This window comes from Anaerovibrio lipolyticus LB2005 (assembly GCF_000621545.1).
GTDB lineage: Bacteria > Bacillota > Negativicutes > Selenomonadales > Selenomonadaceae > Anaerovibrio > Anaerovibrio lipolyticus_A.
On the sequence record NZ_JHYA01000007.1, the window covers coordinates 102,709 to 115,790 of the forward strand.

Below are 13,082 nucleotides of genomic sequence, written 5' to 3' on the forward strand. Positions count from 1 at the left end.
AGGGAGGTGTACCAAAATGGCAGATTGTATTTTTTGTAAAATTGCAAATAAGGAAATTCCTTCCACTGTTGTATATGAGGATGACCAAGTCATTGCTTTTAAGGATTTGGAGCCTCAGGCACCAGTACATGTGCTTGTTATCCCTAAAAAGCATGTTGCTAGTATTGCAGCCTTAAAGTCTGAGGACAAGGATCTGGCAGGCCATATTCTCTGTGAGGTTATTCCTAAGATTGCAAAGGAACAGGGCGTTGCCGATAGTGGCTTCCGCGTAGTTGCCAATACTGGCGCAGAAGGCGGCCAGACCGTCAACCACTTGCATTTCCACCTGTTAGGTGGTCGTTCAATGCAGTGGCCTCCAGGTTAACATACACCATTGGGGCATGGGGGATTAATTCCCATGAAATATTGACATGGCTAAAATCTTTGTGTATAATAATCGGGTGTAGTTATGAAATACACTCCCAAGTCAATTGGAGGGGGGGAAAAATAGATGGCAAACGAAATTAAAGTTGGTAAGAACGAGAGCATTGACAGCGCACTCCGCCGCTTTAAGCGCATGAGCCAGAAAGCTGGTACCATCGCTGAGGTTAGAAAGCGTGAGCATTATGAGAAGCCAAGTGTTCGCCGTAAGAAGAAGTCTGAGGCAGCTCGTAAGCGCAAGTTTAGAGCTTAATTATTAAAGCTTAATATGAAATTAAAGGCTATAGTCGTCCCGTTTCCATGGGATGGTTATAGCCTTTTCTAATGATTAAAATTTAATTATAAATGTTTAAAAAATAAATTATAAAAGCTCATTACTCATTAAACTTGCGTTAAATAAGGGCTTGACGTATTGCGGTTACTTTTTTTGCGTGTTATTCTTTGGGTAAGAATAATGGAAAAATGGAAAAAGGGTGATGGATATGAAAAAGAAATTGGCAGTTGCTATTGCCCTGGCGGTAGGCCTGAATATGGGCCTGGGGCAGATAGTGCAAAATGATTTTACCGCTAAAATGGGTTTAAACAGCCGGGCGGAGGCCTTTAATATTTTCAGCCTCTTTGCTCCGTCCAAGAAGGAAATTCAGAATTCCTACAAAAAGATGATTTCTTATTACATGGCAGGCTTTGAACTGAGCAGCCGGGCGGCTGCAGTTTCCCACGAGCTGCTCAATGATTATGGAGTAGAGGCGGAGCTGGTAAATGTAAACGGCATAAACGCTTCCACCGCTGGATATGATTCCTCGGTGGATATGGTAATGCAGAAGGGCAATTCCGGCAAGACAGTGAAGATGCCTGAAATAGATGCCAACAGGTTCTTTAATATGATACCTGCTGAGGATGCCCGTCTGGCAGAGGCCAAGAAGCTGGTTATGCTAAAGGATGAATGCTTTGCCCGTGGAAGGGACGAAGGAACTTTCCTTGCAGCACAGGCCTTACTTTGTGGTGGTGACCAGACCAGAAATATAGCTATGCTTATAGGCAGTGCTATGCTCCTGAACGAGTGGAAGGACAGTGTGGACAGCTCCACAGGAGTAAATTATCAGAACTTTGAGAATTCCCTTCGGGCCATGAATAAAGTGGAAGTGGATCAGAGGAAAATAAAAGAAGCCGCTGATCGCCTGCGGAAGGGATAAATACTGGGAGAAATATATGCAGTATGGAAAAGTAATATGGGCTAAGTTTATTGAACGGCCTAATCGTTTTGTAGCCAAGGTTGAAATAAATGGTACGTTGGAAACGGTGCATGTAAAAAATACGGGCAGGTGCAAGGAACTTCTCCTGCCCGGAGTGGATGTGGTGCTTTCAGAGGCAGACAACCCTAATCGCAAAACCCGTTATGATTTAATAGCTGTGGAGAAAGCAGGATTGGGCCTTATAAACATAGATAGTCAGGCTCCTAATAAGGTTATGGCAGAATGGCTGGCCGCTCAGGGCTTTGACTATATAAAGCCGGAGTACACCTATGGTGCTTCCAGAATAGACTTTTACATGGAGTGCCAAGGGCAAAAGTATTTACTTGAGGTAAAGGGATGTACTCTTGAAAGAGATGGCATAGGATTTTTCCCCGATGCCCCTACAGAGCGTGGGGTGAAGCACATACATGAGCTTATTAAGGCAAAAAAGGAAGGGTATTGGGCTGGAATTGCCTTTGTGGTGCAAATGCCTAAGGTCAGTGAGGTTCGTCCAAATATTGAAACCCATCCCGCCTTTGGGGAAGCCATGGAGCAGGCAAGGGCTGCAGAAGTACAGATTTTAACACTGGGCTGCACGATAAAGCCTGATTCTTTGACAGTGGATAAAAAACGAATAAGTGGAAGTTTTTAATTTTTTTCTAATTAGCCTCTAATTGCCCTGTAGGGCAAAGGGGCTATATTTATTGTAAGGAAGTTGATGATGCTAACTAATGGGGGATGAAATATGAGGCGGGCACTGGGTATATTTTTCATATTGGTAGTTATGGTGGTACTTCCAATGAGGATTGTATTTGCTGAAAAACCGGTTGTTTATATTCAGCCAGCCCTGACATACGAAAATTCCATCAATAAGATAAATATTGATGAGGATACCCGCCGGCAGGTGGAGCGGATAATTGGAGAAAGGCTAAAGCAAATCGCTGATGCAGGGGATTTGCCCTATGAGGTCAGAGTGGCTACGGCGGATTCCTATCATAGCACCAATGAGCATATTACAGACAGTGATAAGATATTTCTTTACCCCACTATAATGGTCAGCACTTCTATAGATACAGTTAATAATAATTCACTGGAAACGGCATACACTTCAACTGTAATTGCAGGGATTTCGCTAATGTTCTGTATGCCAGAGGAAAATTTGGATATAACTAGGGTAACTGAAGACGGAAATCCGGTGAGCTTGAGGCTTTTGGGGCTAGTGCCTATGGTGGAGGCTGAAACTATAGGCCTTTCCAGATATGATCCCAGCAATGACAGATGGCAGAATATTCACAATGCTCCCATAAGCGAATGGGAAAAGACGGGAAAGTTTATTTCCCTGGTGCGACAGATGATGAAGGATCATATCAGCTTTTCCAATATAATTGGTAATCTTAGAGATGACAAGGCAAAGCTGGGTATGGATACATATCAGGTGACAGATGTTGATATGTCCTCGGAGATGGCCAAGGAGCTATTTACAGGAAAAGAAGCTGAGGATTTAAAATTTCTGGTGGGCTACTGTTTCACATCGGCTTATCAGAAAAAGACCAAACGGGTAATGTATCCACCGGCAGTTGGCGGACAGGAGCTGGTTAACAGTATGATAAACGGAGCCTACAAGCTAAGCCTTGACAGTGCCAATGGTAAGGTGGATGTGCATATGAGTAATCCTGGACATTCTATACGGTTGGATATATCCGGGCTGGCCAGTGAAGTAGTGGATTCAGGGAATAACGTATACACGACTTTGCATAAGGTGTGGCTGACAAAGAGTCCAGTGGATGGCAAGGAAAAGCGGGAGCTGAGTAGATTGCATGAGAGAACAGTTAAGCTGCCACCGGGCACCAGCACCGATTCCGATGATAATCAGATTTATGCCGCGTTGCTTTTGGGACTGGCTCAGGAGCTGGGCGGGCAGGATAAATAGTATGTATTGAAATAACGAGGGAAATGATAGTGGGCAGGAAAAGGATGATGGGAATATGATTAAATGCATAAAGAAAAAATGGATTATTCCTATAATGGCCTTTGGAGCATTCCTGCTTGGCGGCGGATTCCTTAATCAGCAAATTTGCTCTGCAGAAATTGTAGAGGGAGTAGCTATATATAACGGGGACGCCCAGAAGGCCAGGGAAATGGCCCTGAGAGATGCAATGAGAACCCTTTTGGAATCAAAGGTGGGCATGTATATCCGCAGCAATAGTGAGGTGGATATGGGAGTATTGGTTGTAGACAAAATAATGGCCCGTTCCACTGGATATGTTCGTATTAATAAGGTGGTATCAGAAAGCATCGAGGGTGACGTTTATGTGGTAAGGGCAGATTTGGATGCAGATGATACCAACATTGAAACAAAATATAAGGATGATGTGGCCAAGGCCATGGCGGCAGCATTGGAGCCCAGGGTGGCAAATGTGGCTGTGGTGGATTACGGTATAGATGGAAGTATAAGGCGGGATGAACGGGCTGTGAACATTGTAGGTCAGTACCTCAGTGACATGGGAATCCAGATGGTGGAAAATGAAGGGGTGTCACAGCTGTTATCCCACAGCCTTAACCCTTATCCTTCGGATCTTAGACGAATTGCCAGAAATGATGGTGATAATGAAGCAAACTCCGTTTTGGCGGGTTCCTTGAGAGATGTAAATGTTAGTCGTGACAGTAGTGGCTATTACAAGGGCGTTGTGGAAGCAAGCTTCTCTCTTGTGGGGATTCAAAACGGATATGCCAATAGTTATATGGAACAGTTTGTGGGGCTTGGTAAGACTGCAGATGAGGCCCTGTTTGCAGCCAGAAGGGAAGCTGCAGCCACAGCTACGGAGCATTTGGCAAGAGCAGCTCTGAAGACGATGCAGTTTGAAAATCGTGGTGGTGTAAATAACCTTAATACCACAGTGGAAATCCACGGATTGTGGGATAGGGCAAACCAAAGCGCATTTTTTAACAGTCTGTTGGAGGGAGCCAGGTGCCGAATTACCAGAGCCGGCTTTTCTGCAAATGGTGCTTACAAGGTGAAGGTTATTGCTCAGGGCTGGGAAAATCTTTATGAGCTGTCACAGGAAATAGTAAGTGCAGCAGCCAGTAATGGATTATCTCTTGTGCCTTTGGAAAGCACCACAAAAATTATTCTTCAGGTTCAGTAAGTTTTTATGATGTATCATGATTGCCGTGGAAGGAGGATGGGCACCATGAACAGACGCTACGTAAAAATGAAATGGCAAATATTATTTATTTTCTTATTGATATCCTTGCTTTGCGGTATAGTTACCCATGGGGACGTCGAGGCATCACCTTTGGATGTGGTGAAGATAAGTGGTAGCGCTCCGGCAGGTATGGTTAATAAAGCCGTGGAGGATGCCAAAAAAAGAGCCGTTTTCAAGGTGCTATCCCATGAAACTAGGGCGGAAGGGGATCCCACCAGTATATTTTCACAGATGATAGACCGATATGGCGATTACGTCAGCGACTGCAAGGTACTGAGCAGGGACACCAGTAACTCCAAAATGATGGTTATTGCTGAGGTTACTGTAAATCATTCCAAGCTAAACAAGGATTTTCAGGAATATGTTGGAAATAAACAGGTAACAAATGATGCTATGACAGCCAGTATATTAATGAGGGCCGTGAATACTTCAGATAATCAGGGCTTTAGTGATAGCCTTCATGAGGCATTTTATCACAGATTTAGCAATTCGGGATTTCAGACAGAGGTAGAAGATGACGATATAAGAATTGTGAGGTCTTTATCTGATGCAGAATCCTATGGCAAATATCTTGGTTCTGTAAAAAGTCTGATAGATAATAACTCGATTATGGCAAACTTTGCTATTATCGGTGAGGCCAGTATTGATAAGCTGGTAGCCGCTCCTGCAGGAACAGGCTATATTGCAAAATCATCAGTGAAGGTGCAGGCCTACGATTGCATGAGAAAAACAGTTTTGAATGGATTTTATGAAACCTATGAAATTCTCGCCAATACCCCTCAGGAAGCGGAAAGACTGGCCATGGAAAAGGCAGGGCTGGATGCGGCAGAGGATATTGCCAATGGCACATTGAAATATTGGCGTACACATAAATAAAAGGTTTAAATAAGTGGTCATAAAAATAGTACATATAAATAAAAAATTGGGAGGAATTTTTATGAAAAAGGTATTTTCGGTAATTGTTGCTTTGGCAATGATGCTCATGGGTTGTACAGCTTTTGCGGCAACTGACATCACAGATGGGGCTATCAAGGTTGAGGGCGTGGGTGCCCTGCAAAATCCTAATCCAGCGGCAGGCTACAGAGCCGCCAAAATGGATGCTATGCGCAATGCACTGGAGGAGGCTCAGGGAGTATATATCGATTCTGAGACTACTGTCCGGGACAGCGTTATGGCCAGTGATGTAATCAAAACCCGTATCAATGGTATGATTAAGGGAGCCAAGGTAGTCCAGAGGTATAAGGATGCTGATGGCTATCATGTAGTTATTGAGTTCCCTGTTCATGGTGCCCAGTCCCTGGCAGCAGCTGTAATGCCAGCAACTGCCACTACTCCGGCTCCACTTCCAGCAGCCACTACATTTGTACCAGAGATTCCAGCAAGCACTGGTCCATACACAGGTCTTATCGTTGACTGCACTGGCCTTGGTCTTGAAACTGCCATGGCACCTGGTGTATTCACTGCAGATAATCAGCTGGTATACGGCAAGGCAAACTTCAGCTATGACCAGGTTGTAAACAAGGGCTATGTGGGCTATGCCAGAAGCATCAACAGCGGTGTATCCCGTGCCGGCTCTAACCCGCTTATCGTAAGAGCGCTGTCAGTTCAGGGCTTCGTAAATCCAGTGGTATCCTCTACTGATGCAGCCAGAATTTTAAGCGAAAACCAGATAACCGGCTTCCTTGGCCAGGGCAACGTGGTATTTGTGAAATAAAGGAATATCATCTGCAACAAACGAAAATGGAGGCTCTCGTGTTGTGAGCCTCCATTTTTATTTTTTACTCTATGATTGGCAGCAGGTCAATTACCAAGAATTATACCGCCATGAATAAAAATAGGTGTTCCGTTGGCAGCAGTCCAAGTGGGAACCTTTGTTGACAGCTTATAAGAGGTATCTAACATGTAGGCAGTGACAAGGATGGCACTGTCCTTGATTTTGTGAAAGATTTTGCTGTCCAGTTCTACTTTATAAACCGCAAAGCTATGGGCGTCAATGGAAGAAGATGTCAGTGCCTGGGTGAAGACCATGTTATCGGACCACTGCCAGAGCTTTTCACCGTTTTTATCAGTAATAACAAAATCATAAAGCTGTCCGTCCCGATGGCTCACACTGTAAGGCAAATCACCACTGTTGGTAACCTTGAGCTCCATAAAAAGTGTTCCGTTACGTTTTTCAACGGTAAGCTCCTGAATAATATTATCAAATTGGATGGCGGCGTAGTTACAATTAGTGCTTGGGACACTGGATCCGGAGCCGGACACAGGGAAGGTGATACCGATTCCCGTACCAAAGCCAGCATTAGCAATGCTGGGGATACAAATGTTAATTGCCACTACAAGGGTCAATAAAAATTTATACATAATGCATCACCTCGTGGAATATATTTTTACAACATTTTACAAAATTTTACGGTTTTAGTGAAGGAGGTTGCAGATTAAAAAATGTGATGAAATATGATGTGATGTGAGATTTTAAAAAACTTCATATTATGATATACTTCTATAAGTAACCTATTAAAGGGGCTGTGGATACAGCTCCTTTGTTTTTACTTGTAAAATTATAGAAGAATCGAATATGAATAATTAAGCGGTGATACAGATGAAAGAAATTGTTAAAAGAGCCCATGTTTGGATGGATAAATACGTTAAAACCTTCTATGAGGATGATGAGGAGGTTATGCTGGGCATAAAAACCAAGGAGCTGCATACCGGGTATGTGACCTCCTATGCCAGAGAGCTGGCACAGCATTTGCAGCTTGATGAGCATGACGTACTGTTGGCAGAGCTGGTGGGACTGTTTCATGATGTGGGACGGTTCCGTCAGTGGAAGCTGTATCGCACCTTTTCTGATGCCTTGTCAGAGGACCATGCTAATCTTGGCTTGAAGGTCATACAGGAGCTGCCATTTTTCCAGGAGTTAGGAGAGGAGGACAGGGACATTCTTCTTTTTGCCATTGGCAATCACAACAAGAAGGATATAGCTGCCCCACCAACCAAACGACATCTTCTTTTTGCCAGAATTATCCGTGATGCGGACAAGCTGGATATATTCAGGGTGCTGGAGCCGTATCTTACGGGCAAGAAAATCCAGACATTTTCCAAGATTCCTTTTGAGGATGAGAAAATGCTCTTTGCACCAGGATTTATAGATAAATTCGTCCGTGGGGAGCAGGTGGACTACAATGAAATCCGTACCAACAATGATCGCATATTGGTACGGCTTATGTGGGCCTATGATATAAATTTTGCCTGGACCATGATTCGCATTCGGGAAAAGGGCTATCTCCCACGGGTTATGGAGCATTTGCCTCAGATTGAAAAGGTGAAGGAGGGTTACGCCAAGCTAAACAGATATGTGGAGGCAAAGTGTAATTCCTCAGATTTGGATATGCTGGACTAAGGCGGTTTACTTAAATACAGAAGGCGTGTAAAAACTCCTACTGAATAATCTCATTTTATGGTATACTTAAAGTTACTGATGGCCAAAGGGTCATCCCAGCCCCGTTAGTGGGGTAAAAGAAAGAAGGAGCGATTGATTATATGGCTGAGAACACTTCTGTTGGTTCCAACTTTATACAGAATGAAATAAATGATGATTTAAAGAATGGGTACTATCCTGAGGGAGTACATACCCGTTTCCCGCCTGAGCCAAATGGCTATCTTCACATTGGTCATGCCAAGTCTATTTGCCTGAACTTTGGCCTTGCCAAAAATAACGGCGGTATTTGTAATCTGCGTTTTGATGACACCAATCCTGTAAAAGAGGATGTGGAATATGTAGATTCCATTCAGGAGGATATTAAATGGCTGGGCTTCAGCTGGGATGACAGAATGTTTTTTGCTTCTGATTATTTCGGCAAGCTTTACGATTATGCTGTGGAGCTGATTAAGAAGGGTTTGGCTTATGTTGATGATCTTACCGCTGAGGAGATCCGTTCCTATCGTGGAACCCTCACTGAGCCAGGCAAGGAAAGTCCTTACCGCAATCGCAGTGTGGAGGAAAATCTGGAGCTTTTCCAGAAAATGAAGGCCGGTGAGTTTGGCGATGGTGAGAAGGTGCTTCGTGCCAAGATTGATATGTCAGCGCCTAATATTGTAATGCGTGACCCGGTTATTTATCGTATTGCCCATGTTTCCCATCATCGTACCGGGGATGAGTGGTGCATTTATCCAATGTATGACTTTGCGCATCCTCTTTCCGATGCTATTGAGGAAATAACCCATTCCGTATGTACATTGGAATTTGAGGATCACAGACCATTCTACGACTGGCTTTTGGAGGCATTGGGCTTCAAGGTCGGTGCCCGTCCTCGTCAGATTGAGTTTGCCCGTTTAAATCTTACTAATACTGTAACCTCCAAGCGCAAGCTGCGTCAGCTGGTGGAGGAGGGCTATGTGTCCGGTTGGGATGACCCTCGTATGCCTACTATTTCTGGGCTGCGTCGTCGTGGCTACACTCCTAATTCTCTCCGCACCTTCTGTGAGGAAATTGGTGTGGCCAAGGCCAACAGCCTGGTGGATGTAGCTATGCTGGAGCACTGTGTCCGTGATGATTTAAATAAGAACGCTGACCGTATTATGGCTGTTCTTCACCCATTGAAGGTGGTTATTACCAATTACCCAGAGGGACAGAAGGAATTTATGGTGGCTGATAATAATCCTAATACCTCTGCCCATCGCTATGTACCATTCTCACGGGAGCTGTACATTGAGCAGGAGGATTTCATGGAGGATGCACCCAAGAAGTTCTTCCGCTTAAAGCCAGAGGGTGAGGTTCGCTTAAAGCATGGTTATATAATTAAGTGTGAGGAAGTTATTAAGGATGAGGCAGGCAATGTGGTGGAGCTTCACTGCACCTATGACCCTGAGTCCAAGACTGGCGGCGCTACTGCTAACCGCAAGGTGAAGGGTACCATTCATTGGGTATCTGCAGAGGATGCCATTGAGGCTGAGGTTCGCCTTTATGACTACCTTATTGAAACTGACGAAAATGGCGAAGTACCAGCAGATTTCCTGGCAGCTGTAAACAAGCAGTCCTTGGAGGTTGTAGAGCACGCTCTTATTGAGCCAAGTGCCAGCTTTACCGCTGTGGGAACCCATTACCAGTTCCTGCGTACCGGTTATTTTGTAGTTGATAAGGATACCACCCCTGAAAAGCTGGTATTTAACCGTGTAGTTGGTCTGAAGGACAGCTGGGCCAAGGCCAAGAAGGGCTAAGTAAAACTAGGAAGGGATAAGACTATGGGAAAGATACCAAAGGGATTATCTGATAAGGATATGCTGGATGGTTACGTTGAAGAGGTAACCATGGAGGCACAGTTTATGGCGGCGGAGGCTGCCGAGGACAAAAAGCGCCGGGAAAAGATTTTCGGCACCGGAAAGAACAGTCTTTCCATGTCCGGTCTTGATGACGAAACCCTGGAAAAGCTGGGACGAAAGCTCCTTGAATTAAAAATGGAGCTTTTCCGCGAGGGCATCAAGAATTATACCCTTAAAGTAAAACGCGAGGATTGGGACATCGTTATCACTCCAGTGGTAAAGGGCCAGTCCATGAAGAAAAAATAAATTTTTGTAAAAATAAAGAATTAAACGTATGGGGGGCTTCACTGTGGAGAAATACATGCCACAAAAGATTGAAAAGAAATGGCAGAAAAAATGGCTTGAGTCCAATGTTTATAAGACGGAAATGGACCCTAAAAAACCAAAATACTATACTCTGGAGATGTTCCCATATCCATCCGGAAATCTTCACATGGGCCATGTGCGTAACTATTCCATTGGTGATGTACTCGCCCGTTACAAGACCATGGAGGGATTTAATGTAATTCATCCAATGGGCTTTGATGCCTTTGGTATGCCTGCGGAAAATGCTGCTATCAAGCATGGTGTAAAGCCAGCAGATTGGACCTATTCCAACATGGACAACATGAAGCGTCAGCAGCGTGAAATGGGCCTGTCTTATGATTGGGACCGTGAGGTGGCTACCTGTCGTCCAGATTATTACAAGTGGACCCAGTGGCTCTTTGAGTTGTTCTACAAGCGTGGTCTGGCATACAAGAAAAAGGCCTATGTAAACTGGTGCGATACCTGCGGCACTGTATTGGCCAATGAGCAGGTTATTGATGGTCTGTGCTGGCGCTGTGATAACGAAGTAGTAAAGAAGGATTTGTCCCAGTGGTTCTTTAAGATTACTGACTATGCAGATGTGCTGCTGAAGGATTTGGACCTTTTAAAGGGCTGGCCAGAGCGTGTTAAAATCATGCAGGATAACTGGATTGGCCGTAGTGAAGGCTTGGAGCTGAACTTTGAGGTTCCGGAGCTCAATGAAACCCTTTCCGTATACACCACCCGTCCTGATACGGCCTATGGTATTACCTTTGTGGCATTGGCTGTTGAGCATCCAATGGTGGAGACTATCTGCAAGGCAAAGCCAGAAAAGGCAGATGAAATCCGCGCCTTCGTGAAGAAGGTTCAGAGCCAGTCTGATATTGAACGTACCTCCTCCGAGTCCGAGAAGGAAGGCGTTGGCACTGGTGTATATATGATTAACCCATTTAATGGCAACAAGGCTGAGATTTGGGTAACCAACTATGTATTGGCAGATTATGGTACTGGTGCAGTTATGGGTGTTCCTTCAGAGGATCAGCGTGACTGGATGTTTGCCCAAAAGTACAATTTAGATGTAATTGTTACCCTGCAGCCAAAGGGTGTTGAGCTGAAGGTTGAGGAAATGACTGAGGCTTACACCGACAAGGATGGTATCCTCTGTAATTCCGGCGAATTCGATGGCCAGGATATTAAGACTGCCAGCAAGGGAATTATGGATAAGGCGGAGAGAGAGGGCTTTGGTAAGCGTCGCGTAAATTATCGCCTCCGTGACTGGCTGATTTCCCGTCAGCGCTATTGGGGTGCCCCAATTCCAGTTATTTACTGTGATGATTGCGGTGAGCAGCTAGTTCCGGAGGATCAGCTTCCTGTAATGCTGCCAGAAAATGTAAACTTTGAGGCAGGCTCCGTATCTCCATTGGCACAGTGCGAGGAATTTGTGAATTGCACTTGTCCAAAGTGCGGCAAGCCAGCTAAGCGTGAAACTGATACCATGGATACCTTCATTTGTTCCTCCTGGTATTATCTCCGCTACACCGATCCTAAGAATGACAAGAAGCCATTTGATAGCGACAAGGTTAATTACTGGGCTCCTGTTGACCAGTATATTGGTGGCATTGAGCATGCTATTCTCCATTTGCTCTATTCCCGTTTTGTAACCAAGGTTCTTCGTGATGAGGGACTGGTGGATTTTGCGGAGCCATTCAGCAATCTCCTTACTCAGGGTATGGTTCTTAAGGACGGCAGCAAAATGTCAAAATCCAAGGGCAACGTTGTTTCTCCTGAGGAAATCATTGGCGAATATGGTGCAGATACTGCTCGTCTCTTTATTATGTTTGCGGCTCCAGTGGAGCGTGATCTTGACTGGAGTGACGAGGGAGTTGCCGGTTCCTTCCGCTTCCTGAACCGCGTATGGCGTATTATCAGCCAGTTTGAGGACAAGATTAAGTCTGCTGGTGATGAGTATGACAAGAAGGCTCTTACTGATGATGAGAAGGAGCTGCGTCGCGTTCTTCATGTTACTATCAAGAAGGTTACAGAGGACATTCGTGACCGTTTCATGTTCAATACAGCCATCAGCTCTATTATGGAGCTGGTTAATGAGTTCTATAAGTTCCAGAATGATGAAAATGTGAATGCTGGTCTTGTTCGTGAGGTTTCCTTGAATCTCCTCAAGATGCTGGCTCCATTTGCTCCACACATGACAGAGGAGCTGTGGTCTGAGCTTATTGGTGAGGACAGCAGTGTTCATGCCCAGAAGTGGCCTGTATGTGACGAGGCTGCCACTGTTAAGTCTGAGGTGGAGATCGTTCTCCAGATTAACGGCAAGGTTCGTGACCGCATTATGATTGCCACTGGCATCAGCCGTGAGGAAATGGAGGAGGCTGCCAAAAACAACAGCCGTGTTCAGGAGCTTACCGAGGGCAAAAATATTGTAAAGATGATTTGCGTTCCTGATAAACTTGTAAACGTAGTTGTAAAGTAATGAGTGCTACCTGAAAACATTGATAGATGGGCCCTGCCAAGAATGTGTATCTTTGGCAGGGCCACTTGTTTTTGTGGAGGATATCCACATAGAAAAGATTTTTAGTATATGTGTCCATATAGAGTGGATTTT

13 protein-coding genes are annotated in these 13,082 nt (G+C 44.8%); 12 read left to right on the forward strand and 1 reads right to left on the reverse strand.

Going from position 1 to position 13,082, the window contains the following annotated elements; all coding sequences use genetic code 11:
- Positions 1-16 precede the first annotated feature (16 nt).
- The 8 genes from T355_RS0107965 to T355_RS13960 all read left to right on the forward strand — a co-directional run bounded on the left by T355_RS0107965 (position 17) and on the right by T355_RS13960 (position 6,572).
- Positions 17-364 carry a histidine triad nucleotide-binding protein gene (locus T355_RS0107965; protein ID WP_027397291.1) on the forward strand — a complete coding sequence of 116 codons (348 nt, stop codon included), beginning with the start codon at positions 17-19 and terminating at the stop codon, positions 362-364.
- A gap of 126 nt (positions 365-490) precedes the next feature.
- Positions 491-673 carry a 30S ribosomal protein S21 gene (gene rpsU / locus T355_RS0107970; RefSeq protein ID WP_027397292.1) on the forward strand — a complete coding sequence of 61 codons (183 nt, stop codon included), beginning with the start codon at positions 491-493 and terminating at the stop codon, positions 671-673.
- A gap of 229 nt (positions 674-902) precedes the next feature.
- Positions 903-1,613, forward strand: a complete 711-nt coding sequence (locus T355_RS0107975; RefSeq protein WP_155851695.1) for a hypothetical protein — start codon at positions 903-905, stop codon at positions 1,611-1,613.
- A 16-nt stretch (positions 1,614-1,629) separates the two neighbouring features.
- On the forward strand, positions 1,630-2,304 hold the full coding sequence (sfsA, locus tag T355_RS0107980; RefSeq protein WP_027397294.1) for a DNA/RNA nuclease SfsA: 675 nt from the start codon (positions 1,630-1,632) through the stop codon (positions 2,302-2,304).
- Positions 2,305-2,397: 93 nt separating this feature from the next.
- Positions 2,398-3,582 (forward strand): hypothetical protein, encoded by a 1,185-nt coding sequence (locus T355_RS0107985; protein WP_027397295.1) that lies wholly within the window; start codon positions 2,398-2,400, stop codon positions 3,580-3,582.
- Between the two features lie 55 nt (positions 3,583-3,637).
- The gene (locus T355_RS0107990; protein ID WP_027397296.1) at positions 3,638-4,798 is read left to right on the forward strand and encodes a hypothetical protein; all 1,161 of its coding nucleotides are present in this window, start codon (positions 3,638-3,640) and stop codon (positions 4,796-4,798) included.
- A gap of 45 nt (positions 4,799-4,843) precedes the next feature.
- The gene (locus T355_RS0107995; protein ID WP_027397297.1) at positions 4,844-5,734 is read left to right on the forward strand and encodes a hypothetical protein; all 891 of its coding nucleotides are present in this window, start codon (positions 4,844-4,846) and stop codon (positions 5,732-5,734) included.
- A 61-nt stretch (positions 5,735-5,795) separates the two neighbouring features.
- Entirely contained in the window at positions 5,796-6,572 is a 777-nt protein-coding gene (locus T355_RS13960) for an LPP20 family lipoprotein (RefSeq protein WP_051555469.1), read from the forward strand.
- 86 nt (positions 6,573-6,658) lie between these two features.
- Here T355_RS13960 and T355_RS0108005 read toward each other — a convergent pair whose 3' ends face one another.
- Positions 6,659-7,219 (reverse strand): BsuPI-related putative proteinase inhibitor, encoded by a 561-nt coding sequence (locus T355_RS0108005; RefSeq protein ID WP_027397298.1) that lies wholly within the window; start codon positions 7,217-7,219, stop codon positions 6,659-6,661.
- Positions 7,220-7,457: 238 nt separating this feature from the next.
- Between T355_RS0108005 and T355_RS0108010 the strand changes: the two genes are divergently transcribed.
- The 4 genes from T355_RS0108010 (at position 7,458) to leuS (ending at position 12,950) form a co-directional block, all read left to right on the forward strand.
- On the forward strand, positions 7,458-8,258 hold the full coding sequence (locus tag T355_RS0108010) for an HD domain-containing protein (protein ID WP_027397299.1): 801 nt from the start codon (positions 7,458-7,460) through the stop codon (positions 8,256-8,258).
- 140 nt (positions 8,259-8,398) lie between these two features.
- Entirely contained in the window at positions 8,399-10,075 is a 1,677-nt protein-coding gene (locus tag T355_RS0108015; protein WP_027397300.1) for a glutamine--tRNA ligase/YqeY domain fusion protein, read from the forward strand.
- A gap of 24 nt (positions 10,076-10,099) precedes the next feature.
- Positions 10,100-10,423 carry a hypothetical protein gene (locus T355_RS0108020; protein WP_027397301.1) on the forward strand — a complete coding sequence of 108 codons (324 nt, stop codon included), beginning with the start codon at positions 10,100-10,102 and terminating at the stop codon, positions 10,421-10,423.
- Positions 10,424-10,466: 43 nt separating this feature from the next.
- Positions 10,467-12,950 carry a leucine--tRNA ligase gene (leuS, locus tag T355_RS0108025; RefSeq protein WP_027397302.1) on the forward strand — a complete coding sequence of 828 codons (2,484 nt, stop codon included), beginning with the start codon at positions 10,467-10,469 and terminating at the stop codon, positions 12,948-12,950.
- Positions 12,951-13,082 lie beyond the last annotated feature (132 nt).

What these genes read in the sequence shown, in the direction of transcription:
- T355_RS0108015 (WP_027397300.1), top strand. Translation starts at nt 8,399, where the DNA reads ATGGCTGAGAACACTTCTGTTGGTTCCAACTTTATACAGAATGAAATA.
- T355_RS0108020 (WP_027397301.1), top strand. Translation starts at nt 10,100, where the DNA reads ATGGGAAAGATACCAAAGGGATTATCTGATAAGGATATGCTGGATGGT.
- T355_RS0107990 (WP_027397296.1), top strand. Translation starts at nt 3,638, where the DNA reads ATGATTAAATGCATAAAGAAAAAATGGATTATTCCTATAATGGCCTTT.
- T355_RS0108005 (WP_027397298.1), bottom strand. Translation starts at nt 7,219, where the DNA reads ATGTATAAATTTTTATTGACCCTTGTAGTGGCAATTAACATTTGTATC.
- T355_RS13960 (WP_051555469.1), top strand. Translation starts at nt 5,796, where the DNA reads ATGAAAAAGGTATTTTCGGTAATTGTTGCTTTGGCAATGATGCTCATG.
- rpsU (WP_027397292.1), top strand. Translation starts at nt 491, where the DNA reads ATGGCAAACGAAATTAAAGTTGGTAAGAACGAGAGCATTGACAGCGCA.
- T355_RS0107985 (WP_027397295.1), top strand. Translation starts at nt 2,398, where the DNA reads ATGAGGCGGGCACTGGGTATATTTTTCATATTGGTAGTTATGGTGGTA.
- T355_RS0108010 (WP_027397299.1), top strand. Translation starts at nt 7,458, where the DNA reads ATGAAAGAAATTGTTAAAAGAGCCCATGTTTGGATGGATAAATACGTT.
- sfsA (WP_027397294.1), top strand. Translation starts at nt 1,630, where the DNA reads ATGCAGTATGGAAAAGTAATATGGGCTAAGTTTATTGAACGGCCTAAT.
- T355_RS0107975 (WP_155851695.1), top strand. Translation starts at nt 903, where the DNA reads ATGAAAAAGAAATTGGCAGTTGCTATTGCCCTGGCGGTAGGCCTGAAT.
- T355_RS0107995 (WP_027397297.1), top strand. Translation starts at nt 4,844, where the DNA reads ATGAACAGACGCTACGTAAAAATGAAATGGCAAATATTATTTATTTTC.
- T355_RS0107965 (WP_027397291.1), top strand. Translation starts at nt 17, where the DNA reads ATGGCAGATTGTATTTTTTGTAAAATTGCAAATAAGGAAATTCCTTCC.